This window comes from Pseudoalteromonas sp. DY56-GL79, assembly GCF_041414765.1.
GTDB lineage: Bacteria > Pseudomonadota > Gammaproteobacteria > Enterobacterales > Alteromonadaceae > Pseudoalteromonas > Pseudoalteromonas piscicida.
In genome coordinates this window covers 66,360-91,499 of the sequence record NZ_JANHZS010000001.1, presented here as the reverse complement: position 1 = coordinate 91,499, position 25,140 = coordinate 66,360, and the positions used below count along the sequence as shown (strand labels likewise).

Here is a 25,140-nt window from a genome sequence, read left to right as displayed (position 1 = left end):
GAGTAAGCCTATGCAAGTAGAGCTAAACCCAACTGGGGTTCTTAACCTATTATCAAGATTGGAAGTCGATTTACTTCAGCAGTCAACCACAAGTGAGAGATATAGGCTTTTTAGAAATTGTGCATTGGCGGTGTTGAATGTAGGTAGTCATACCGATTCCAGCTCTGAAATCTACGATAAATACGAAAATTTCGATATCCAGCTACTCGCACGCGAGCGAGGAATAAAAATTGCGTTAAGCAACCCCCCCGAGTCTGCTTTTGTCGATGGTCAAATAATTACCGGTATCCATGAGCACATATTCTCCGTGATCCGCGACATACTTTTTATTTGTCAAAAATACCACGGTGAAAATAAATCGCCGGTAGAGATTACCCATATGGTTTTTGACATGCTGCGTAACGCTGATGCGCTTGAAGTGAATAAAGACCCTAACATGATTGTCTGTTGGGGCGGTCATTCAATCAATGAAGTTGAATACAAATACACCAAGGAAGTGGGTTATCAACTTGGCCTTCGCGGCCTAAACATTTGTACTGGTTGTGGACCGGGCGCAATGAAAGGCCCGATGAAAGGAGCAACAATTGGTCATGCTAAGCAACGGATCTCGAACAATCGTTATTTAGGTCTTACTGAACCCAGTATTATTGCCGCAGAACCGCCTAACCCTATTGTTAATGAATTAGTGATTTTGCCTGATATTGAAAAACGTCTAGAAGCGTTTATACGTATTGCGCATGGCATCATTATTTTCCCTGGTGGTGCTGGAACAGCTGAAGAGCTGCTTTATTTACTGGGTATTTTGTTACATCCAGAAAACGAAAAGCAATGTTTACCTGTGATCTTAACTGGCCCTAAAGAGTCGGCTGCATATTTTGAAGAACTCAGTGCCTTTGTTGAAAAAACACTCGGGAAAGAAGCACTGTCTAAGTTTGAAATTATCGTAGACAATCCAGAGCTGGTAGCCAAAAAGCTCAAACAATCGATGGCAACGGTGCGCGAGTATCGTAAGTCTGAAGGTGATGCCTATTACTTTAATTGGACATTAAAGATTGAAAACGATTTTCAACATCCATTTGCACCAACGCATGAAAATATGTCGGGCTTAGACTTACACCTAGAGCAGCCAAAACAATTACTGGCCGCTAACTTAAGACGTGCTTTTTCTGGTATTGTTGCCGGTAACGTGAAGGATGAAGGTATTACAGCAATTAAACAGCATGGTCCGTATGAATTAAGTGGCGATAAATCCTTGATGGCCGATATGGATAAGCTGCTAGGTGCATTTGTAACTCAGGGGCGAATGAAGCTACCTGGGAGCAAATATATACCGTGTTATAAAATTAAAGCTTAGAGTGAATGAATAATTTGTTGTTAATAGATGCGCTTAACCTTATCAGGCGCATCTATGCTGTTAACGAACCAAAAGGTAATAAAGAACAAGAGGCCCATATAAAGGCCTCTTGTCTTCGTGTAGAGCAAGCTACTCGTAGCTTGTTACGTAAAACGGGGGCGACACACGCCGTCGCGGTCTTTGATGGTGATAAGAGTTGGCGTTATCACTTTTACCCAAAATATAAAATAAGCCGTCAACCAATGCCCGAATTCCTAAATCAGAACCTCGATAAGTTTTCAGAAGCGTTCGCAAGTGTAGGTATTAAATCATTTAATCCCGAACATGATGAAGCTGACGATGTGATAGCGACGCTTGCTTGTAAAGCCGCTGCCGCCAATGTCAACTGCACGATAGTATCGACCGATAAAGGCTTCTTACCCCTGATAAATGAAGCTATCTCTGTGTACGACTATTTCAAAAAGTCGATAATTTCTATTGAAGATATCAAAAGTCGATTTTCTGTGACCCAAAATAAGCTCGAAATGTTTTGGGCACTAAGTGGCGACAAGACGAACGATATTCCTGGTGTTACAGGGGTTGGGGTCAAGACGGCGCAAGAGCTGCTGGCAAAACATGACGACTTTGAAAGTATGCTAAAAGATGAGACCGTAAGGCCTGCTGCAAAAGCAAAATTAGAGGCCGGAGCAAGCGACTATGTTACCAGCCTTGCACTGGTGACACTAAGAAGAGATATTGAAATTGGCTTTAGTTTGAAGGATATACGAGTGGTTTGAAAGGACTTTTGATTGGCAATGTACTACATCGTCGCTAAGCGCTAGGCGAATGTAGATGACTTTGATATATTGCATACAAGCGTATCTCCGTTTTTGCAGATACAAGGTCCGTTTTACCCATTCTTTATTGAGCAGTTAGATGATTAGGAAAATACTACAGTACATATTTCTTGGCCTTGCGGTTTACGTTACTGTGGTGTTTCTCGTGATCAATTATTACAAAGATGACCCGCAAGCGATGATTTGGCAGGACCGAGAAGCGTTTAACAATCGTTTCATTCGTAATCTTAGCCTTGAAAAGCCGACTGAGTTAGACACTGTGTTGGATACCTTGGGTAGCCCAGATCTAACGTATGTAAAGAAGAAACAAGACAATACGATTGTACAAATTGTGTTTTATCGCACTCAGCTTGTAAAACCAGATGGTATTACAACGGAAGATGAATGCACCGGACTATTGTTTGAAAATGGCATATTAAAGCTTTGGGGACCTGGCGCTCGGGTCACATTTGATAAAGTGTGATACCAATTAGATTAATTTTCCAACCAATTTGAAGGGTAAAATACCATATTAGCTTCGTTAACAACACCTCTTTTAGAACAACTAAATAGCAATGTTTTTGCCTTGCTAAGAAAGCTATTTTACCGTTTTAAAATAGACCGTTTACTTAATAAAATTGGTAAAGATAGATGGATGCAAGGATAGTTACGAGTAAAACGCTGTTCGCGATAGCCCAAGGTACACATAAAGTATTACGGCTTTATTATCACAAAGAAAAGTGGTCTTCTATCTACCCTACCCTAGTTAAACTTGCACAGCTTTATATGGACTGTTATGAGTCCTCGCCTAGTAGCATGCATGGGCAGCTTGGACTGTATTCACAAAACTTGGGTTACAACACTAATCTGGTCATGAATCAAAATGTGTTGGTCTGTATGGCTTGTCATCACTTAAAGTTTTCTCGTGCAGTAACCGAAGAGCTATTGCTTGCGAGCTTTGCGGACTATTTATGCGTAGCGAGAGAAAGCGATCAACTCGCAGCAGGTAAAAAGTTAGACGCACAGCAAGATAAGCTTTGGAAAGTTCGACATCAGTTGGCCGTACAAATACTGAGTGATGGACAAACACCTAACTTGCAATGTTTGCGAATTTTATCTCGCCTTTCAAACTACGATAGCAAGCTCGTGGCTTCTACCCCTCAGCGGTTTAATGACCATGCTTCTTTAATTGTTGCAATTGCTCACCGATTAGCAAGCTTAATAACGCCAACACACAAACAAAATTTCATAGCTCTAGACAGAGCGATTAAGCTTCTTTATAGCAAACTCAGTTATGCTTTTGCATCAAAAGTACTGAGTGCAATTGCAGGGGCATTTGTTAAACATCCTGCGGGATTGCTGTGTGAGATTAAAGGCGAAGAGGGCTTTTTGGTGATACAAAGCAATAGTGAAAAAATAATCGCTGTTGTGGAACAAGGGCAAACCAAAAAGCTGGCGAAGGCCAACCGTAAGTTCCAGTTTCACTGTGGTTTAACTGCAACGACAGATGCGAAGCTACTTTACAATATTTGGGACCGAGCTGCTGAGCCTGCGGTAATGCCTTTCGGCTCTGAACATTTACACCTGCTAGAAACAGTAAAAGCCTTATCTCACAGTCAATTTCAAAGTATTCGTGCACTTGAAAAGCTGATTTGCGAGTTCGATTCGGTGTCAAGTGCATTGCAGATAGCAGCAAAGCAGTATAACCGCGAAAATCTAAAAGCCGCATCGGTTAGGCACTCTCTCGCCATGGTAGGACTTGATGCTGCTGGGTTACTGGCGCAGCGAGTGTTGCTTGAGCAAATCATAGCGAACCATAAGCTTCCTTTCACAGAAGATATCGTGCATAAATATGGCGTGATTAGTCAAATCATCGCCTTATATGTTGGTGAAAGTTATGGTGAACAATTTGAGCGTTTATTGTCGCCATTTGCAGCGGTTATTGTATTTTTAGTGACTAAACAAGGGGTAGAGATCCAACATGCCACGGCACTCCATTCTCGTGAGTATTCAGAAGAACTAGTATCAATTGCTAACCTATTTGGGATCCGCGCGATTGCAAAAGATAAATACCTAGACTTTAATCAGCAGTACTTTGAAAAAAGCATTCTTCATAAGGCAATGCTAGATAGTGAAACGTTAAAAAAATCTCAGACCAATACGCAGTGTAAACTGTTCATTTTTATTAAACTGATTGCACTTAAAGTGATATCCCCCACTTTTGTGTTAACTGCGTGGCAAAAACAATTGGTCGATGACGTATTAGCTGAAAGTCGTTTTGTTACCGCACAAAAGTTTGATGTAGCGCTACTAGAGGCCGGATTTTACTCATCTATTGCCTGATATTTATTCTATAAATACTATCAATAACAAGCATAAATCATATGTATGTCATTTTTTCATTCCATACTGGAATAAGACCTAATTAATTGCTATAAAACGCGGCTTAAACAAGCGAACGTACACCTTTGTTAATTTCTACTAAACTTAGTTTGCAATTCTTCTCGGGTGTATTCCAACTTTTGATAAAGGAAAAAACATGGCACAGCAAACCATCACAGTTATCCGTGGCGACGGCATTGGCCCTAGCATCATCGATTCAGCAATCGAGATCTTAAAAGCCGTAGGTTGCGACTATGAATACGAGTACGTAGACGCAGGTTTGGCTGCTTTAGAAAAAACAGGTGAATTACTTCCAGCAGCAACGCTAGAAGCAATTGAGCGTAACAAAATCACGCTAAAGGGCCCACTAACTACACCTGTTGGCGAAGGTTTCACTTCAATCAACGTAACATTGCGTAAGCATTTTGGTCTTTACGCAAACGTTCGTCCAGTTAAGTCATTTGAAGGCACTAAAGCACGTTACGATGATATTGATATCATTACAGTACGTGAAAACACGCAAGGTATGTACTCAGGTCTTGGTCAAGTTGTTTCTGAAGATGGTAACGAAGCGGAAGCAATGTCAAAGATCACTCGCGAAGGTGCCGAAAAGATCGTAACTTTCGCTTATGAGTTAGCACAGCGTGAAGGTCGTAAGAAAGTAACAGCGGTTCACAAAGCGAACATCCTAAAATCAACTTCAGGTCTATTCCTTAAAGTTGCTCGTGAAGTGGGTGAGCGTTACCCTGAAATTGAATCAGCAGAAATGATCGTTGATGCTACTTGTATGAAACTTGTAATGACACCTGAAGAGTTTGATGTGATCGTAACAACAAACCTTTTCGGTGATATCCTTTCTGATCTTTGTGCGGGTCTTGTTGGTGGTCTTGGTATGGCACCAGGTGCAAACATTGGTACTGACGCTGCAATCTTTGAAGCAGTTCACGGTAGCGCACCAGATATCGCAGGCAAAAACCTTGCAAACCCAACTTCTGTTATTCTAGCTTCAATTCAAATGCTTGAGTACTTAGGCGAAGCTGATAAAGCGGAAAAAATCCGCAGTGCAGTAGCTGACGTTATCAAGAGCGGTGACCGTACAACACGCGATCTTGGTGGTAGCCACGGCACTACCGATTTCACACAGGCGGTAATTGAGCGTCTTTAATTATTAACGCTCAATTTAATCCTTGGGTGGTGCGTTAGCACCACCTTCTTCTTAATCCCACTAGCATTCCACCGATTAACGCAAACCATCCGATACTACCCCCAGACGATCCGCTATCACCAGAGTCCGTTGGCGTTGTTGTTGGGGCTGTCACTGTGATCTCAACAGAGCCTTTCGCGCTTTGATCCGCACCATCCGATAGTGTTAACACGACATTATATGTGCCCGCTTGAGTGTAACTATGTGTTGTAGTCAAACCAGAACCTTGTGTGCCATCACCGAAATCCCAATTAGCTTGATAGTTACCATCGCCACCAACAGCAGTTGCGACAAAGCTTGCCTGTAAGTTAGATGTGGTCGCTGTGGCTTCAATGCTTAGTGGTACTACAACAGTCACCGAGGTTGATTTAGTTACCGCTTCACCTTCGGCGTCTTTCACATTAAGTGTTACTGCGTACGTGCTGCTTAGCTCATAGATATGTTCAACTGAGTTTGATGTTGCTGTGGTCCCGTCACCAAAATTCCACTCAAGTTCATAAGGCGTTTTGCCACCGATAATTTCGGTGTTGAAGACAAAGCCTTGCCCTACTGCGGTCGCTTTGATATCACCGACTGTAAGCGGGATTGGTTCGACGTTGCCAACGCTGACATTTGAACTCAGCGCTGAACTGCTCCCGTCTGCTTTGGTTCGTGTGAACATTACCGTATAGTTGCCGATATCTTGATAGCTGTGAACAGGTGAAAGCGCGTTACTTGTTTGACCATCACCAAAGCTCCACAAAAAGCTATCTGATTCGTTTAATGCTAAGCCTTTGACATTAAACTTAACGGTGTTTTGCGATTGTACTTGAGTGATTTTAGGGTCGCTGAGATAAATTACACCGACTTGCGCACTGCTTACATCTTCTTCTATGGTATTCAATCTAAGTTGAACACCAAAACCTGGCAAACTAACACCTGACTCCTTTTGGATTGAGAAAGTGTAATCCTGAGTATCATCAAACGTACTGATCGGCGTGAGATGTTGATCGCCAAGACCCGCTTTTTGAGTATCTAAACGCAGTGTTGCATCTTTGATTTGAATAATACTCGTTGCGGGTGTTGTGCCGTCGGCTTTGAAGATCGGGTTTTGGTCTTGGTCAATCACCAACATATCGCCAGAACCGGGGTGTAACGAAGTAGAGTTATTGCTTTGCCCATCGTTGCTGTACCACATCAACACACCTGTATTATAACCAGACAAAGACAAACCAGCATCTAACCCTCTAAATGAGCGTAAATGCGCGTAGTAAGCGTTACTAGGTTTAGCTCTGTAACCAGATATTTTACGAAAACCGTTGTAGACTAAGTCGTTTGTTGGCTCTGCGGTATTGGTATAAATTTGCGAACCATCCGCTGTCACTGCGATGTTATCGAGTAGTACCCCTTTAAGTGTTTCAAAATCGTCAGTTTGATATACGAATGTTACGGTAACAGTTTGTCCTCGGTACGCTGAGATATCAAAATCTAGCGTAATTGGGTTAGCCCCAAAAGCCGACGACTCGCCATCCATGTAATTAGTCACACTGGCATAATTTGGATGGTTCGATTTTGTGGTATTGCCAGCAATTGGCTGGCCATTTACCGCCACTTGGAAAATATCGTAGTTAAGCTCGATACTATAATTTGCAAGCATGGATAATGAAATTTGGCTTGCGTTAGGTAAGCTTACGGTAAAACTTGCTTGGTTATTGAGTTTGTCGTCTTGTCCTGAGTAATAGTGATAATTCCCATCAAGTGGCGTTATGAACTCCTCTAGTTGAGCAGGCAGATTTATCTTTATTTGATTCGTAGTACTATTGTTCACCCCAATATCTGTGAGCGTTACCGTTTGTTCTGTACTCAAATCATCAAATGTGTACTCGGTTTGGTTTAGCCAATTTCCTGCATAATTTTGTTGTAAAAACTCAAGGCTTTTAGGGGAAAATTGGGTTGGTTGCGAGCCACTTAATTGACCTAAGTAACTGCCTGAAGACATGACTGACCAAAGCGCAACGGGTTCACCTATGTCATTGGAATTTAAATCGTATTCGTCCGGTAATCCGAGGTCATGACCAAACTCATGGACAACCACACCGATTGCAGCATCAATAGGATTAATGGTGTAGTTATAAACCTTGTAGTTGGTATCTGGAATTGCCTTAGGTTGGTTGTTTTCATCAAATACGAAGAAGCGATGTGACCAAATTGCGTCAGTATCTAATACGCCGCCACCTGCCTCTTGACCAATACTTGAATGAAATAACATGACATGATCAATAATGCCATCCGGCTCAAGGCGGTTGCCATCACCATCTATGTCGTTCAAATCTGTTTTATCGTACTCAGATAAGTCGATATTAAATTGAGTTACAGCTTTGCTTACAGCTTCGAACACCAACTCTTCCGGTCGTAAGTCTCGGGTATCGCCTTCTTGTTCGCCATAGTAGGCTGCATTTTGAGCGGCTCTTACCCAGCCAAATGCATTGCCAGATACCTTAAAGCTACCGCCTGAGGCCGCTTGATAAAACTGAGTAGCTGATTGTAACGATTCATTGTTCGGTCCGTTGTAGCCGCTATCTGAATACAATAATGATTGGTAGTGAGACGCGGGATAGCTTGAGTAGTACATATCTGTATCACCCGGGTTTAGTCGGTTCTGGTCGTTAGGCAAATCCGGGAAATCGACCAGAATAGCAAGAATTTTGGCTTCATTAAGTGTTTGCGCTGTGCCCACCGCAAATTGCTTGCCTAACTTAGTGTTGCCAAGGTGCACGTTTTTAATTGCATAGGGTGTTTTTATTTGGCTGGCAATGGGCGTTGTTTTGACAAATTGCTCAAGCGCAATTTTTCGCTCGTATTCACTCAATGTGCGGCCGAGCTTTTTCTCCTGCCAATAAATAACCTGATCTTTATAGAGTACCTGGGCTGACGCTGTACTTGATAGCAGTATGGTTGATGCCAATATGCTTAGTTTAAAAATATTCATCTAAGAATCCCTAGTACAATAGAGCTTTAAGTTTAGCATTTTTATCGCTTTGTTCCCGTATAAGTTCTGCTAAATAAAAAATCTAATTGGTGGTGAATTTTAAATTGAAATGTAATATTTCAACAATTGAAAGGTGGAAAGGTGGAATTTATATCTAATACTGTGTAGGCTAACTTTGAAATCAACTTAAAGGCAAAACAATGACTAATTTCTTTCAACTAATCGTTCTCGTGGTGGTACTGGTCTCTTCATAGAGTTCAGCGGGGAGCTATTACTTGAAAGAAATACTCAAACCCCGCAACCAGCGGGGTTTTTTTTTGATTTTAGAAATATAACAGGCACGCACAGTCAACGAGGAATGAGGTAATGGCAGAGCAATACAACGGCTCCGAGCTAGTAGTAAAAGCATTGAGCGCATTAAAAGTAAAATACATATTTGGCTATCCCGGAGGGTCGGTTCTTGATCTTTATGATGCCTTGTTTCAGCAATCAGATATTGAACATATTTTGGTTAGACATGAGCAAGCAGCGACCCACATGGCAGACGGTTATGCCAGAGCAACGGGAGACGTCGGTGTTGTCCTGGCGACTAGTGGCCCTGGTGCCACTAACTGCATTACAGGGATCGCGACCGCTTATATGGATTCAATCCCAATGGTTGTACTCTCAGGGCAAGTACCTTCAAACCTAATCGGCGATGATGCGTTTCAAGAAACGGATATTGTTGGTTGCTCTCGCCCTATCGTTAAACACAGTTTTAACTGCCGCGACGCGACAAAAATCCCAGAAGTATTAGCAAAGGCATTTTATCTAGCAAACTCTGGTAGACCAGGACCGGTTGTAGTTGAGCTGCCAAAAGATATTTTGAACCCTGCGCTTAAATTCGATTATCAAATGCCTGAACAGATTGATATGCGTACTTACAACCCGAGTGTAAAGGGGCATTCCAAGCAGATCCGCAAAGCGGTCGAAGCCATTATTGAAGCGAAGCGTTTGGTTATCTATTCTGGCGGCGGCATTATTCTGTCGAATACCTCGGAAAAACTAACTGAGTTGGTTGAGAAATTAAACGCGCCTATCACCAATACCCTAATGGGTCTTGGCGGGATCAGTGGCACACATCCTAACTTTATTGGTATGTTAGGGATGCACGGTAGTCTTGAAGCGAATAAGGCGATGGCGAATGCCGATGTTATCTTAGCGTTAGGTGCACGTTTTGATGACCGTGTAACCAATAACGTCAAGAAGTTTTGTCCGGATGCCAAAATTGTTCACGTTGATGTGGATCCAACTTCAATTTCTAAGACCATTCAAGCGCATATTCCTGTTGTGGGCTGCTTAGATACGGTGATGGAGCAATTGCTACGCGGTATTGAAAAAAGTGAGAAGCGCATCGACCGCGCCGCACAAGAAGATTGGTGGCAAGCAATTACAACATGGCGCGCTCAGAAATGCTTGTCGTTTACTGCGGGGGTAGAAAAAATCAAGCCGCAAACGGTTATCGAAAAGCTATACCAAATGACCAGCGGTGACGCGTATGTTTGCTCGGATGTAGGACAGCATCAAATGTTTGCTGCGCAGTACTATCCGTTCAAATCGCCTCGTCAATGGATTAATTCAGGCGGACTTGGCACCATGGGGTTTGGCTTACCTGCTGCGATGGGCGTAAAAAAGGCATTCCCGCAAAGCGAAGTATTGTGCGTAACTGGAGACGGCTCAATCCAAATGAATATTCAGGAGCTTTCAACTTGTTTGCAATACGGCCTTGCTGTCAAAGTCATCTCGTTAAACAACCGCTCGCTTGGTATGGTACGCCAATGGCAAGACATGATGTATGAAGGACGTCACGCAAGCTCTTATATGGAATCACTGCCTGATTTTGTTGCGCTTGCCGAGAGTTATGGTCATATCGGTATTCGGGTTGATAAGCCTGAGCAACTTGATGCAGCGCTGGAAAAAGCAATGTCGATTAAAGACCGACTTGTATTTTTAGATATTTTGGTCGATGAGTCAGAACATGTGTATCCAATGCAAATTAAGCAAGGTGCGATAGACGAGATGTGGTTGAAAAAAGGAGTAAAAGCATAATGAGAAGAATATTATCGATTTTATTGGAGAATGAACCTGGCTCACTTTCTCGTATTGTGGGTTTATTTTCTCAGCGTGCGTATAACATTGACAGCTTAACGGTAGGTACAACCGCAGATAAAACGCTATCTCGTATTACCATCACGACCCAAGGCGATGACCGCATTGTTGAACAAATCACTAAGCAAGTGAACAAGCTAGTGGATGTGCTTAAGGTCATAGATTTAACTGATATGCAGCACATTGAAAGAGAGCTGCTACTGGTAAAAGTCTATGCCAGAGACGAAGTAACACGAGCAGCTATCAATCGTGTTGCTGAGGTGTTTCAAGCTAGCATTATAGATATGGGCAAACAAAGTTATATATTACAGATGGTAAGCTCAGCCGACCGTCTTGAGTCTTTCTTGGATCTTTTACGTCACGAAAGCGACATTATTGAACTAGTGCGCTCTGGCGCGGTAGGTATTGGCCGTGGTGACAAAGCGCTGAAAGGATAAAGCCACTTAGCTTATAGCTGTCACTGTGATCTTTTTGCGCGGGTGAGCACGTTGTGTTACATACAACCCGCTCAGCAATTTTGCATGGCGGCTTCGATTTACTCTCATTAGGTTACTGGCTATAATCTCGTTTTTATCAAGTTAGATTATGCACATGGAACTCGAACGCTTCTGGCAGCTTGTCACCGCCTCCGATCATTCAAACGATAATGAATATTTAAAAACGCGTTTATCACCGTTAAGTTCAGAAGAAATTGCTCAGTTCGATGCATTATATACCAAAGAGCTAAGAGCACTGTGGCATTGGGATAACTGGAAAGTGGCCTACGTGATTGCAGGCTGTAATAGCGAATATGACTTCTTGGATTTTTGTAATTGGATCATCAGTCGTGGCCCTGAAGCGGTAAGCGTACTCACTGCGGAACCAGATGAATTAGCAAATAAGTTTGCTATACCGAATAAAGACGACCTGCCCTACCCGTTTATTGACGAATTAGATTTAGTTGCAGGGTTGCTTTTTGAAGAAAAAAATCAAGACGAACTTCCGTATCACAGTGTCGTGAACTTTCCGCCGCAAGGCAAAAAGTTTAAAAATAAACCAAAACAGTTAAAGGCTGAACTACCTCAGCTTTTTGGTCAATATTGGCTTGGATAAGGTTTAGTTTATTGTTTTATATGATGGGTTTTAGTTGTTCTAGAGTTAGACGCTGAGACTCACTATTACCGTCGCAAGATGTCGCCGCTCCAGATGCCTATCAATCCTTCCCGCTAACCTACCAAAATGACTTTGCTAAAAACACAACCTCTTATTAAGTCTTAAGCAGTGGTGGAATACTATGCTTATTACCTGTATCGGGAACGAAAAGAATAATGAACTTAAACATTGATTCTTTTCTGCCTCTCTGTCCATTTCTTAATTTTTTTGAGTGAAAAACACCTAAGTTGAAGTTGCGATTTTATGCCCGTATTTCGATTAATAAAAAGCTTATACATGAATTCCTCGGCTGGTAGCCATATATGATTGCTGACATTAACAACTTCCGCCATCTCCACTATTGCAGCCACCATCCCCTCCTGAATTGCCGAAAAAGCCTCCGCCATCACCATTTGTTCTGCCCGTATAGTTGCCAGAGCCTCCAAAGGAAGAAGTAACTTTACCAACCAACAAGATTAGCAATAGGCCTGATAAAATGGGACTAAAGATCCCTTCAAACCCTGATGAAGAAGAAAAGTCAGTGAAAAATGAGAATAATGCTAACCCTACGACGTAGATTAAAGTTTTCATATTTTCCGCTCTCTATTGGAGTATCATAGGTTATTAGTACTAATATACCTTGTAATGCTGAAACCGTCACCGTCCTCTTATAACTGTCTGGCAGGTGAATTCTAAACCTAATAAGTAATACTGATCGTAAGCTCATTTATGCGCTGGTAAAAATTAGCTGATACTTATACCGGCAGTATCCCTTGGTAATCACGCAAAAAACAGATCAAATATTTACACCAATAATTCATACTTTCAAAAGTCCCCCAGCATTGATGCAAATGGTGGTAGGCGTCACCAATTCCCGTTAACGGCTGAATGAAATTACAGCTATAGGCTCAGGTATTCTTTGGCAGATAAAAACGCCAAAGTACACGTTCGAGCTATCTGAAGTTCATATTACTTCGTCTTGCTAGTACTGCCCTTTTATACGAACCATTTCATTCGCATACACTGACTCGCCATTATATTCAGTAAGAAATTCATCAGACACTTCGAATCCGTATGCCTTGTATAACTCCTTAGCAGGCTCATTTGTCTTGGCGACAAAAAGGTTCGCCTTGCCGCATATTTGTGACAAAAGGAATTCAAGCATTTTTCTTCCGATTCCGTTTCCTCTAGCACTAGGGCAAACAAATAGTGCCCTAATCTCTGACCCAAATATTGCTCCAAACCCAAGAATATTCCCATCATCAAAAACGTATATCTTTGATTCCTTCAGCGCTGGTAGTCTCTTTTCATCATTTTCTAGAGGTAAGAGCTTAAATGTCTTCTTCTCAAAACGAAGCTCATCCAGCTTAGATTTCGAATAGATCTCAAAAATTCTCGGATAGTCTTCCTCTGTCAACTCTCGAATATTCATATGGTGCTAGCTCTTATCTATTTTAAATATATCCATTGTGCGTTGCAGCGTATCACTGTTTAATTTCATATCTTTAAACAACTCATTTAACGCTTTCGATGTATCTAATTCATGGTTTGCGGCTTCAAGCACTGCGGCGGTGTTTTGTGATATATCGGCGGCGACTTCTGATTGTTCGCAGGCTGCGGTGGCAACTGAGGTCGTTAGCTTTTCAACATGAGAACTGTGTTCGTTTACTCTGAGGGATACTTTACGCGTTTCTTCTACTTCGTTCATGGTATTTTGTGTGAGCAGTGTGTTTTCTCTGATTGATTTAACAACGCTTTGGCTTATTTCTGACAAGCTAAGTAAGAGTGTGGAAATTTGCTCTGAAGATTGTTTACTGTTGTTTGCAAGTCCGCGCACTTCATCGGCTACAACTGCAAAGCCACGACCGTGCTCGCCTGCGCGGGCTGCTTCTATTGCAGCATTGAGCGCAAGCAGGTTAGTTTGCTCGGCAACACTGCGAATTGAATCCAAGATAGTATTTATTTCAGATACCTGCTTTTCCATACTCGCGGCCATCTCGTCGACGGCGTTCATACTCGTCGATAGGGTTTTCATGGTGTCTAAGTTCTTTTGGTTGTCTGCAAGTAATTGCTGTGATTCGATGTTAAGTTGGTCGCTGGCATCCAGTGTATCTTGCGCGAGTTTTGCGATTTCTTGGCTGGTTGCGGCCATTTCTTCTATTGCAACCGCAATGGAAGATGCCATGCCTTGAGTTTTTTGTGCATCTTCATTGACGTTAGAGGCTGCTAAATGCATTTTTTCGCCAAGCCTTGTACCTAACTGTACGGACTTGGCTAAGCCAACCATTAAATCTTTAAACGCATAAATCGTATTGTAAATTGACTCGGAGATTTGCCCAAGTTCGTCTCGCGTGTTTAAGCGCATATCTAAAGTTAAGTCGCCCTCTTCAGCTACGCGTTTTAATATGCTCGTTAATTGTGAAAGCTCTGAGCGTAGTGAGCGAATGAGATGAAAGTTGACGAGCGCGATAAAGCTGAGAACAGCGACAAAAAGCACAAACATTAAGATACTTTCAAATGCGATATCTGCTTTGTTCTTTTGACTATCTTTAATTGTCATTTCCCATACTAAATCGAGTTTGCTCTTGAACTTACCGATTAGACTTGTCGCTGCAGAAAACCACTCGGCACTTGAAGGTAAGCTACTAAAGTCAACTTCCCCTTGGCTTTCAAGAGTATCAAGAATTTGATTGAACGCTTTTGCCTCGCTTGAAGATAAAATAGTTTGCATGTTGCTTTGGCCTGTGCCTTCGAGTGCAGTTTCTAATTGATGTAATGACATCTCTAGTTGTTGGCGATAGTACTTGATATCGTCTTTGAGGGTGTCGGACATTGCTTTTTTCGCAAGCACACCATTCACTTTGCCACGGATCTGTCCAAGGCGCTCTTTGCTTTGGGCAATAAGGAAAGCAACAGAAAGTTCAGAAGATAAGGTTCTATCTGATACGTAGGCTTGAATTTTTGCTGCTGTGTTTAATGAAACTTGATTAAGTTTGCTGTTGTAAGCAAAGGCATTACTGCCATTTTTCCTGTCGACCTCACCTCTTACGCGGTGCTTATTGGCTTCCACTTCAAAAATATAAGGTAACCATTTTTGCACATTTTTATCTTTAAGAAACAGTGAAGAGTGAATACTCTTAAGCGTTGATATTGTTTGGTCGGCAATTTCACGTTGCTCGTCGACCTTTCGTTTGTTATCACTACTTGGGTTACCAAGGAATCCTGCCGTTAAGCCGCGCTCTACCGCATGGTGATGCGCTACTTTCTCAATGGCAGCGAGTAAAACGACATAGTTGATATCTTGATCGGCCGCATTGTACTGTCTCCAGTTATTCAAAACGTTTTTGCCAACTAAAAATAGTAAAAATGCAAGCAGCGAGATAGAACTTATCATCGTGAGCTGCATAATCGAAAATCTTTTCAAAATACCCATTCATCTCTCCGTAGCGCGAGCGTAGATTATTGTTTAATCGAGGTAACTATAGCCCAACAAAATTAAGGTGAGATATTTTGTAACAAACATCGTGATAGATTTAGCGTTTTGAGGCAGTAAGGATAAGATAAATGTTATTTAAAGTAATTTTTCTGAAAACAAATGGTAATGCAGTATTGCTACTGTCCTGTTGCTGATAATGGTATTAGCGTCAAAATTAAATAGAGGAATGTATGAAAGGATTTATCAAACTAATGTTAGTGAGCCTTGCGCTTATCTCTTTGAAGTCATATGCGGTTGTATTTACGTGTAAAGGTATCGTGTACGACCTTTACTCAAAAGGTGACAACCGTTATGAAGTAAGGTTTGAGCGTGAATCTGGTTTCGACCTTGAGCCTGTTGTTATCTATCCAGAACAGCACTACCTTTTGGCTCCGGTTTTAGATGCTATCCGCGAAGGCGAAAAATACCGCACCGTATATCGCTTAGTCATTGAAAATAGGGATAGCGGTGACACTCGATGCCACGATGGTGAGAGTGAAAACGCCTTAATCGGTCTTACAAAAGTCATCGATTAAAAAGCAAAAGGCGCCAACGGCGCCTTTTGAAATTAACCTGTAATGATCCTTAACATTCTACGAAGTGGCTCTGCCGCCCCCCATAAAAGTTGATCACCAACAGTAAATGCACTGATATATTTTTCACCCATTGTGAGCTTTCTTATCCTGCCTACAGGAATACTCAGTGTGCCAGTGACATTTACAGGAGTTAGCTCTTTTGCCGTAATATCACGCTCATTTGGAATAACGCGCACCCATTCATTATGTGCCGCTAGAATTTCCTCTATTTCTTCGACGCTTCGATTTTCACGTAACTTGATGGTGAGTGCTTGTGAATGACAGCGCATCGCGCCAATTCGTACACACAATCCGTCGATAGGAATAGGTTGCTTTGACGAGCCAAGGATTTTGTTTGCTTCTACTTGTGCTTTCCACTCTTCTTTACTTTGACCAGACGGCATTGGAACGTCAATCCACGGAATTAAGCTGCCGGCCAACGGCACACCAAATTGATCTTGTGGTAAAGATTCATCTTTGATTTTTTCCGCCACAAGCTTATCAATTTCTAAGATGGCTGAGCTTGGGTCGTCGAGTTGTGCTTTAACCGAGCTGTGGATCTCACCCATTTGAGTGATGAGTTCACGCATATTTCTCGCGCCTGCACCTGATGCCGCTTGATAGGTCATTGGGCTCACCCACTCTATTAAGTCTTGCTCGAATAAACCACCAAGCGCAAGTAGCATAAGAGAAACCGTGCAATTACCACCGACAAAGGTTTTTACACCTTGTTCAAGACCTTGTTGAATGACATCTTTGTTGACAGGATCAAGCACAATAATACTGTCTTTTTCCATTCTCAGTGCTGAGGCTGCATCTATCCAATAGCCTTCCCAGCCCTGTTCACGCAATGAAGGATATACAGATTTGGTATAATCTCCGCCTTGGCAGGAGATGATAATATCCATTTCGCTAAGCGATTGAATATCGCTAGCGTCTTGAAGCGGCTTTGGCTCACCACCGCCTTTAACAACAGGGCCGAGTTGACCTGCTTGTGAGGTAGTAAAGAAGTGTGGATCAATGACATCAAAGTCATTTTCTTGCTGCATACGCTCCATTAGCACGGAGCCAACCATTCCACGCCAGCCGACGAGTCCTACTTTTTTCATGTTATGTGCCTTAATTCTTGATTATACGGATCATTGCGTGAGTCGTATGTCTAGATGGCTACCATAGCAAAAGAATACGCGGTGGACTAGCTAGAAATTAGGAATTTAATAAATAAAAAACCCCGCATGGCGGGGTTTGGATACAACATGTAAAGGTTGTCCTAATTAAACGCATTTGCGTCAACAAGAACTCGGTACGTAACGAGCTATGGTTTTGTTTTTAAAGCTCTTAAATAATGTTACTGGTTAAATATGACAAGTATATTAACAACCTAGTAACCTACTGAAGTATTTGGATATATTTTTATATATAGTCCAACTATACACAAAGTTACAGAACTTAGTCCATGAAATAATGAATTAGTAGAAAAAAATATCTCGAAGATTGATAAAGATCAAAAAAGCCAAGGCTGACCTTGGCTTTGGTTAAAGCTTAGTTGTTCTTTAGAACTCGTAGCTGTAGCTCAGGCTAACAGAGGTACCGACATCTTTTTGTCGCACCACTACGTCAGATTGAGTTACTTCTTGATCTTCATTTAGCAAGTTCTTGACTTTAAATTTAACTTTAGAGTTAAAGTCAGGATACCAAGTATATACTAGGTCAAGTGAGTGGAATGGTTGCTCATAAGCATCATCTCTACCGCCGATCCCTGAAGCCAAAATACGCTCACCAAAAACGTTATACACTAATGAGCCACTGTGTTGACCATCAGCCGAGTCATAGTTTAATTGCATATTAACTACGTACTCTGAGTGACCCGTCATACGCTTCGTTGGGTTGGTTAAGTTACCAGCACGAGCAGGATCTATCGATACTTCAGAATCACTTAGGGTGATGTTACCTGACGTAAAGAAGCCACTCGCAAGACCCGATAAGTCGTATAGCCATTCGGCTTCAATACCGTATACTTCACCTTCCTCACCGTTTACGAAGGTTGCTGTATAGTCTTCATCACCAACTCGCAAGATAGTTTCTATTGGCGCCGTAATATCTTTATAGAATGCCGCAACAGAGAAGTTATCGCCATTATCCATATAGTATTCAAAGCGCGCGTCGTAGTTTTTCAGGTCACTACTCTTAAGGCCAGCTACACCGAAGGTGCGGATATCGGTTAATGGATCATAGTAGGCAACCGGTACTAACTCACGTAAGTCAGGACGTACAGTGGTTTCACCATAACCAAAACGTACTTGATAGTTACCGTCTGACAGATACGTTAGCGATAGTGCGTTGAAGAAGTTATCTTCGTTAACTGTACCAGCTAAAATGCGCTCCTCGTCGTAAATCGTTTCCATCGTTACGCGGTCGAAGATTAGACTCGATGTTGCAAGTGACACTTGTTTAAAGTCTTCGTAACGAATACCACCACTAATACGCCAGGTATTGTCGAAGAAGATATCAAACTCACCATAGCCCGCATCAATCTTTTGAGCCGCGATATAATCGTCTGCCGCTGGTGCCTGAGGTTCGTTGAAGGTCAACAAGAAAGTGTTGTTGTTCAAAAACTCATCGTCAAGATAACCCGATAATCCATAGATCTCAGATTCATCAAAGTTTACTGGGATGGATATGCCACTTTTGTTATTTACAACGAAGTTACTGGTATTGTAAACACGCGCTCTATCCATAAAGTCGTAACCACCTTTAAGGGTAATTTCTATGCCCTCGAAGGTTAACGGTAAGGTGACATTGCCGCTGTAAGACTTTACGTTGTCTTCCATGTCTGTAAAGGCGTACGTTATACGGTTATCATCACCGGTAACGATGGAGTTTTTATAAGAACCGTCTTCGTTATAGTTATCAATAAACTTAAAGTCGATTTCTGTTGGAATATCGGTTTGCGCTTTTGACTCTGTATACTGCCAGTCAAAGCCAATCCCCCAATAATCGAGGAACGTGTGTTGACCAATCACTTGGTCGATATCCAATGTGCGTTCTTCGTAATCAAACTGATGTGAACGCTGTGCCGCGCCTGTTCCCGCGATTGTTCTAACGGTACTACCGTTAGGGCTTTGTAACACGGAAAACTCTGATTCGGTCTCGTTATCTTCGAGATAAATCTTAGAATAAGTAATGCTATGCTGATCTAAGTGGTAACCGATATTAAATACACCATTTAGGCGTTCAGTTTCAGTGGTTACTTTAGATTCTTTAAGTGTCACATAACAGGAATTGGCTGTGTCTTCTGCGGTTTCTAGTGTTGAAGTACAGTTTTCAGCTAATGTGTCGTCAATAACGCCCGTCGTGCGGTCGCTATAATTCCAATCATTGTCATAGGAACCTGCAAGCATAAAGCCTACCGTGCCGCCTAACCAATCTTCTTGGAAACTATTGCCAATATTGGCTTTTACATCAAAGTTTGGATCTAAGGACTCTTCTTTGACTTGAATATCGCGAGGAAGCGATGACACAAAACCTTTGATCACGTCAATTGCTTGATCCGCACGTGTTAGCCCGTCTTTATCTTTGAAACCGTTTTTGTCTACAACTTCACCGATGTCAAAGTTACCACGATATCTTACAACTGCATCTTGTAGTACTTGAGGTATACCTTCCGCGGTTCCGCTGTAGGTAAAGCCTTTATCAGAATTAAAGTTTTGGCCAATACCTACCTCAATACCTGCGGTGAACTCCGATGGTACAGACTTCGTACGGATATCGATGTTACCACCACCGAATGCAGCAGGCATTGACGGAGAATAAGCTTTTTGTACCGCTAGACTTTCAATAATGCTTGCTGGAAAAATATCGAGTGGAATAACGTTTCGGGTTAAGTCCGGGCTCGGTACTGCGGCACCATTCAGGCGAGCACTTGAGTAACGCTCACCTAAGCCACGAACATAGATAAACTTACCGTCAACTAATGTAAGACCGGTAACACGACGTAGCGCGGATGCTGCATCACTATCACCTGTTCTAGATAGCTGCTCTGCGCCTAAGATATCCGCAACGAAGGCTTGGTTTTTACGCTCTTCAATTACCGCCGCAGCACTACCTTGCAAACGAGTACCTACCGCAACAACTTCTTCGATTGCCTGTTCATCTTCTGCAACGCTTGGTAGAGAAGTTGCGACTGTGAGTGCCGTACTGATGGCTAAAGCAACTTTTTTAAATTTCATTTGAGTATCCATATGCAATCCTGCCAAAAATCATAAAAAAGGCGCAATGACTGCGCCTTAATTGTAATAACTAAGGTCATTACGGATAATTAGTCAGCGTTTGAAGCCTCAATTGCTTTCTTAACCCACTGATACCATTCAGAAGATGTATCTTTATCAGATACCGCACCAATGTAATCAACAGTCGTGAAGAAGTTATCATTTAGGCTGCTTAGGTCGTTTGCTTCTACAGTGATAGCGGTAGAGCTTGAATTTGTTGAGAAGCCGTCTGCTGCAAGTACGTCAGCTGCACCGTTTAGAATTTGGTTAGAACCTGCGTTAACAAACCAGTCTTCTTTACCTTCACCTGCAGGTAATGGGTCAGAACCATTTTTAAAGTTTGCTGCACAAGCAAGTACAGAGCTTACGTAGTTAAGCGTATCAGCTTCAGCGTTTGCTGCTGCATCTGGGTCTTTGAATTCTAGACATTCAGTGCCATTCGAAGCTGATGATTTAACTACTAATGCGTTGTAATACATACCACGGATTGCATCGTCAAACTTCATGCCTTGTGATTCGTCATCATCACGGATAGAGTTACCATCAGTCGTTATCACAGTTACGTTTGCGAAATTAAGCGTAGATGCTGGTGCTTGGCTATAATCAGGGCCAGCTGCTTTTTCACCATCGGTTTCAAAACCGTTGTTACCCATGAAGCCTTCAGTGCCAGCAGGGATTAGTACCGCGTCGCCTTTATCATCAGCATAAGTAACGTCACGCTTTGTTTGAATCGTACCGTGTTTAACAATAATAAACTGACCTTTACCCTGCCAGCCCGCATCAACGTCGATACCATCATCTTGAGTATCTGTTACTACGATATTTTTGATGTTTGCAGCACCACCGAAGAATTCGATACCATCGTCAAAACCTTGGTGAATGTGAAGGAATTCGAAGCTTGAACCAGAACCCACTGCATTCAGTGTTAGTGAGTTTAAGTCGTCCCCAGGGCCGCCATCACGAGGACCTGAACCTGCATACCAAATGTGCGCATATTTGATTTGACCGCTGCTATCTGCATTGTTTTTACCGCCATAGTAGCTTGTTACACCTTCAGAATCTGCATTACAAAGGTTGCCATCGCGCTCTGCATCAGTACATTCATTTGTGATACCAAAACCGTTAACCATGATACCACCCCAGTCAGCAAACTGTGGACCGATACCTGCTAGGTTAAATGCGTCAAATTCTGCTGCTGAAGTGAAACGAATTGGCTCAGCTGCAGTACCAACTGCGTTGATTTTCGCACCACGCGCGATACGAACAACTGACTCACCAGAAGTGAATGCCATTACTGCACCTGGCTCTACAGTTAGTGTTGGACCGTTTGCTTCGATTGTACAACCTGTTGACGTGTTACAATCTTTACCGATTAAAAGTGCACCTTTGAATACGTGAGCGCCACCATTCTCAAGCTTTTTGAATGTCACATCAGCTTGTACTTCTAGTGATTTAGAAGCAAAGTCAGTGCCGTATACACAGTGTGGTGCTTGGAACGTACCTTGAACTTCAGTGCTTCCTACAGCGCGAGTTGTACAAGGGTTAGTTGTGCCAGTATCGCCACCTGTATCACCGCCTGAATCGCCATTGTTTGTTGTATTGTTTGAATTGTTAGTGCTGTTATCGTTTACAGTAGGTGTAACTTCGATGTCACCACCACAACCAGTAAGTGCCATAGCAGCGACGATTGCAGAGACTCTGAAGAGGTTTTTTAGTTCCATTGCTAACTCCAATAGTAGACTTTTAAAAAATTATTTTTTTACTGTGTTTAAATGATGTGACTAAATTAATGGGGTTTTATTACACGAAGATTACACAAAATGATTGTAATTAAATATTCATAATAAAAATTGGAACTTTTAAAAATAAAAAAACCGCCCGGAGGCGGCTTTGGTGTTGCGATTATAAAATATTATAATAAAGCTTGTTTTAATGTTTCAGCATGAACTTTTTCTCGCTTCACATATTTAATCCATTGTTTAGCGAGGTTTGCTGATTTTTTGTGCTTTTCAGCTTGTTCGAATGCCAATATAGAAGCATCAAAGTTTTGCAGGTTAAACTGTGCCATTCCAAGTGCAACATAGGCGTTAGACTCAAACGTTAAATCGCCTTTATTGAGAGCAAGTCGGGCGTGATCTGCGGCTTCATCATACTTTTCAAGATTTAAGTAGATCTCTGCAAGTCTCTGATCTAAATTACCATGTTCAACTTTTTCAGTTGCAGCTAGGAAAAAAGGTAGTGACTTTTTATCTTCTCTTGCTTGAACGAAAGCTTCTGCGATAAAAGTTAGGTTTTTGGCGCTGTCTTCAACGACACCTGCTTTTATTCCGTTATCGAGTGCTTCCGCTGCTTTAAAAGGCAAGGCGTTCATTAAATAGACTTGAGCAAGTTGCATATAATCAGATTTTGATTTTATAAAGCCCCTTTGCTTCGCAGTTTCAAATGTTGCAAGCTGTTTTTTCTCGGCACCTATTTCACCGTACATACCGCCAAGCTGGATCCAGTATTGTGGTTTGTCATAAAGGGTAACCATTTTCTCTAAAACATCCGCTACTTTTTTCGGCTGATTTAATGAGTAATATATCGCACGTTGAAGAACTAACCAGTTTTCTTTTGGTAGTTCACCGTCGGCTTCAACTAAATCAATCGCAGTATTTATATTGTTTATCGCATCATTATATTTTTTTAGTTGATATTGTGCTTGCGCCTTTAAAATATAAAAGTTACTTTTTGGGGTCTGCGTATTAACTTCTTTCCACTGATCAAGGAATGATAATGTACTTTCAAAATCATTGTTTGCCATGGCCAATTGAGCCAAACTAAATGTCGTAGAAAGACGCAGGGACTCAGGAATAGATTCTTCAGCAATAACGGCTTTGAAAGATTCGATGGCCTTGTCGAGCTTGTTCTCGTTGTAATAAATAAAACCATAGAAGTTATACATCATTGCCACTTCGTAGCTATTCATACTCGAAACGCGTTCTTTCACCGAATCTAATGCGGCGAGGCCTTCTGCAACTTGACCGTCGTCTGCAAGTTTTTGCGCGCGGGCCAGTTGACTGTACACTTTTTCGCGTAGCGCGGGCACACGCTTGGTTTTAGTTTCTGAGTCAGCATAAGCCGTTGCCAAATTAACATTTGGTATGACCGAAATGAGACTCGGCGCTATTAAACCTGTGCTAAATAACGCACTTATTAACGTAATTTTTTTTAACATTTTCATAATCGCAATCCTTAATGACGGTTAGCCATTAATTTGAAATGAAATCTTATTTTGAACACCCGCAACTTCAACCGGTTCACCGTTTACTACGCGAGGTTTGTATTTAAATTTCAATGCTGCATCAAGCGCTGCTTGGTCAAAGATTGATTCTGGTTCGGCGCTTACTACAACAGGGTTTCTCACAGTGCCTTGCTTAGTTACAATGAACTCAACAATCACATACCCCTCAATTCCGCGTGATAAAGCACGTCTTGGATATACCGGCGCAACTTTCACGATTGGTAGATATTCACCATCACTGGACTCAAGTGCCAAACCACCCGCCAAATCTACGTCAGCGTCCACATTGGCACTGAAATCAAAGTTGCCGCCTGTTGCGTCAAGATTGTTGTTCTGTGTTTGTGGTGCATCCATTGGTGGAGGCGGCTCTTTTGGTGTCGGTGGCTTTTGTGGCTTACGCTCTTTTTTCTCCACCGTTTCTTCTTTTTTAAGACGGACGAAATCTAGTACTTGTCCTTTTACAGGATCTGTCATTGCTCCTTCCCCTCCTTGGATAAGCGCTTGCATACCCAAGAAAAGGAAAAAGGTAACTATGCCTGCAATTACTAAAGCAATTAAGTAACGCATGGTATGTTCCTATGACTCCTGTGCTGCAATCGAAACATCAAATGCGCCAGCTGCGCGTGATGCATCCATTACTTTAATTAGCGTGTCAGTAGTTGCCTTTTTATCAGCTTGAATAACTACACTACCCTGCGGATTCTCCGCTTTAAGACGCTCAATGTTTGCTTGGACTGCACGGATGTCTACTTGGCGTTTATTAATCCAAATTTCACCAGTATCTGAAATTGCAACCAAGATATTGGCTCTTTGCTTTTTCACTGCGGTGGCCGCTTCTGGGCGGTTAACATCAATACCCGCTTCTTTAACGAAAGAGGCCGTTACAATAAAGAAGATAAGCATGATAAATACAACGTCCAGCATTGGCGTCATGTTGATTTCTTCTGCTTCTTCTTCTTGGAATACTTTTGCAAGTGGTGCTCTCATAATTCTTTCCTCACACGACCGATTAATGGTCTAGTAGCATTTTATCTTCTAACAACTCAACTTCACGCTTGGCTTTACGCTGAAGGTAGGTCGATGCAAATACACCCGAAAGCGCGCCAACCATGCCTGCCATTGTTGGGATAGTTGCTTTTGATACCCCAGATGCCATCGAACGTGCACTGCCTGATCCGGTGATCGCCATTACATCAAATACTTCAATCATGCCGGTTACCGTACCTAGGAGTCCTAATAAAGGACACAGTGCCACCATGACATTGATATAGGGTAAGTTGGCGTTGAGTTTGATCCCGACGCGAGAGATAGTTGCTTGTCTTATCTGCTCTGCGTTCCAACTGTTACGCTCATTTCGAGAGTTCCAAGCTTGTAGGACTTCGTTTTTGTAGCCTCTGTATTTACCGAACACAAACATGAAGCGCTCGAGAATAAGTAGCCACATGGCGAAGGTTACGAAGCCGATGACCAGGAGAACCTGGCCACCTGTATCAAGGAATTCACGTAAAGCGTTAATTGCATCAAGCAATAAAACCAC

20 protein-coding genes are annotated in these 25,140 nt (G+C 42.2%); 9 read left to right on the top strand and 11 right to left on the bottom strand.

Translation table 11 applies throughout. The features are described 5' to 3' along the window. Nucleotides 1-10 precede the first annotated feature (10 nt). The 5 genes from ppnN (at nucleotide 11) to NO992_RS00285 (ending at nucleotide 5,716) form a co-directional block, all read left to right on the top strand. Nucleotides 11-1,354, top strand: a complete 1,344-nt coding sequence (gene ppnN, locus NO992_RS00305) for a nucleotide 5'-monophosphate nucleosidase PpnN (protein WP_010377123.1) — start codon at nucleotides 11-13, stop codon at nucleotides 1,352-1,354. Between the two features lie 5 nt (nucleotides 1,355-1,359). Beyond that, nucleotides 1,360-2,130: a flap endonuclease Xni gene (xni, locus tag NO992_RS00300; protein ID WP_371373359.1), complete on the top strand. Its 771-nt coding sequence runs from the start codon at nucleotides 1,360-1,362 to the stop codon at nucleotides 2,128-2,130. A 139-nt stretch (nucleotides 2,131-2,269) separates the two neighbouring features. Further along, nucleotides 2,270-2,653 (top strand): DUF3192 domain-containing protein, encoded by a 384-nt coding sequence (locus tag NO992_RS00295; RefSeq protein ID WP_010377120.1) that lies wholly within the window; start codon nucleotides 2,270-2,272, stop codon nucleotides 2,651-2,653. 167 nt (nucleotides 2,654-2,820) lie between these two features. After that, entirely contained in the window at nucleotides 2,821-4,512 is a 1,692-nt protein-coding gene (locus tag NO992_RS00290) for a hypothetical protein (RefSeq protein ID WP_371373356.1), read from the top strand. Between the two features lie 196 nt (nucleotides 4,513-4,708). Then, a complete protein-coding gene (locus NO992_RS00285; RefSeq protein ID WP_010377116.1) occupies nucleotides 4,709-5,716 on the top strand; it encodes an isocitrate dehydrogenase in 1,008 nt (335 codons plus the stop codon). Nucleotides 5,717-5,750: 34 nt separating this feature from the next. Here the strand turns inward: NO992_RS00285 and NO992_RS00280 are convergent, their stop codons facing one another. Beyond that, complete coding sequence (locus NO992_RS00280; RefSeq protein ID WP_371373353.1) at nucleotides 5,751-8,723, bottom strand: immune inhibitor A domain-containing protein; 2,973 nt, start codon at nucleotides 8,721-8,723, stop codon at nucleotides 5,751-5,753. Between the two features lie 366 nt (nucleotides 8,724-9,089). Here NO992_RS00280 and NO992_RS00275 point away from each other — a divergent pair, with 366 nt between their 5' ends. The 3 genes from NO992_RS00275 to NO992_RS00265 all read left to right on the top strand — a co-directional run bounded on the left by NO992_RS00275 (nucleotide 9,090) and on the right by NO992_RS00265 (nucleotide 11,963). Next, complete coding sequence (locus tag NO992_RS00275; RefSeq protein ID WP_371373349.1) at nucleotides 9,090-10,811, top strand: acetolactate synthase 3 large subunit; 1,722 nt, start codon at nucleotides 9,090-9,092, stop codon at nucleotides 10,809-10,811. Then, complete coding sequence (gene ilvN, locus NO992_RS00270) at nucleotides 10,811-11,308, top strand: acetolactate synthase small subunit (protein WP_010377111.1); 498 nt, start codon at nucleotides 10,811-10,813, stop codon at nucleotides 11,306-11,308. Before NO992_RS00275 ends, ilvN begins: the two co-directional genes overlap by 1 nt. Before the next feature lie 154 nt (nucleotides 11,309-11,462). After that, nucleotides 11,463-11,963 (top strand): DUF4240 domain-containing protein, encoded by a 501-nt coding sequence (locus tag NO992_RS00265; RefSeq protein ID WP_138527080.1) that lies wholly within the window; start codon nucleotides 11,463-11,465, stop codon nucleotides 11,961-11,963. 375 nt (nucleotides 11,964-12,338) lie between these two features. Here the strand turns inward: NO992_RS00265 and NO992_RS00260 are convergent, their stop codons facing one another. The 3 genes from NO992_RS00260 to NO992_RS00250 all read right to left on the bottom strand — a co-directional run bounded on the left by NO992_RS00260 (nucleotide 12,339) and on the right by NO992_RS00250 (nucleotide 15,435). Continuing rightward, nucleotides 12,339-12,593, bottom strand: coding sequence for a hypothetical protein (locus NO992_RS00260; protein ID WP_371373346.1), 255 nt, complete (start codon nucleotides 12,591-12,593; stop codon nucleotides 12,339-12,341). Nucleotides 12,594-12,984: 391 nt separating this feature from the next. Next, nucleotides 12,985-13,434: an N-acetyltransferase family protein gene (locus tag NO992_RS00255; RefSeq protein WP_371373343.1), complete on the bottom strand. Its 450-nt coding sequence runs from the start codon at nucleotides 13,432-13,434 to the stop codon at nucleotides 12,985-12,987. A 6-nt stretch (nucleotides 13,435-13,440) separates the two neighbouring features. After that, nucleotides 13,441-15,435 carry a methyl-accepting chemotaxis protein gene (locus tag NO992_RS00250; protein WP_371373340.1) on the bottom strand — a complete coding sequence of 665 codons (1,995 nt, stop codon included), beginning with the start codon at nucleotides 15,433-15,435 and terminating at the stop codon, nucleotides 13,441-13,443. Between the two features lie 233 nt (nucleotides 15,436-15,668). Here NO992_RS00250 and NO992_RS00245 point away from each other — a divergent pair, with 233 nt between their 5' ends. After that, nucleotides 15,669-16,013, top strand: a complete 345-nt coding sequence (locus tag NO992_RS00245) for a hypothetical protein (protein ID WP_010378719.1) — start codon at nucleotides 15,669-15,671, stop codon at nucleotides 16,011-16,013. Between the two features lie 32 nt (nucleotides 16,014-16,045). Here the strand turns inward: NO992_RS00245 and asd are convergent, their stop codons facing one another. From asd to NO992_RS00210, 7 genes are all read right to left on the bottom strand, one after another. Next, on the bottom strand, nucleotides 16,046-17,161 hold the full coding sequence (gene asd, locus NO992_RS00240) for an aspartate-semialdehyde dehydrogenase (RefSeq protein WP_069019193.1): 1,116 nt from the start codon (nucleotides 17,159-17,161) through the stop codon (nucleotides 16,046-16,048). 444 nt (nucleotides 17,162-17,605) lie between these two features. Next, nucleotides 17,606-20,293, bottom strand: a complete 2,688-nt coding sequence (locus NO992_RS00235) for a TonB-dependent receptor domain-containing protein (protein WP_371373337.1) — start codon at nucleotides 20,291-20,293, stop codon at nucleotides 17,606-17,608. Between the two features lie 77 nt (nucleotides 20,294-20,370). Further along, nucleotides 20,371-22,041, bottom strand: coding sequence for a hypothetical protein (locus NO992_RS00230; protein WP_371373334.1), 1,671 nt, complete (start codon nucleotides 22,039-22,041; stop codon nucleotides 20,371-20,373). Nucleotides 22,042-22,232: 191 nt separating this feature from the next. Beyond that, nucleotides 22,233-23,543: a CDC27 family protein gene (locus NO992_RS00225; RefSeq protein WP_371373331.1), complete on the bottom strand. Its 1,311-nt coding sequence runs from the start codon at nucleotides 23,541-23,543 to the stop codon at nucleotides 22,233-22,235. A 21-nt stretch (nucleotides 23,544-23,564) separates the two neighbouring features. Beyond that, complete coding sequence (locus tag NO992_RS00220) at nucleotides 23,565-24,170, bottom strand: energy transducer TonB (protein ID WP_010378710.1); 606 nt, start codon at nucleotides 24,168-24,170, stop codon at nucleotides 23,565-23,567. Nucleotides 24,171-24,179: 9 nt separating this feature from the next. Then, complete coding sequence (locus tag NO992_RS00215) at nucleotides 24,180-24,590, bottom strand: biopolymer transporter ExbD (RefSeq protein WP_010378708.1); 411 nt, start codon at nucleotides 24,588-24,590, stop codon at nucleotides 24,180-24,182. A gap of 22 nt (nucleotides 24,591-24,612) precedes the next feature. Continuing rightward, nucleotides 24,613-25,140 carry a MotA/TolQ/ExbB proton channel family protein gene (locus NO992_RS00210; RefSeq protein WP_010378705.1) on the bottom strand — a complete coding sequence of 176 codons (528 nt, stop codon included), beginning with the start codon at nucleotides 25,138-25,140 and terminating at the stop codon, nucleotides 24,613-24,615.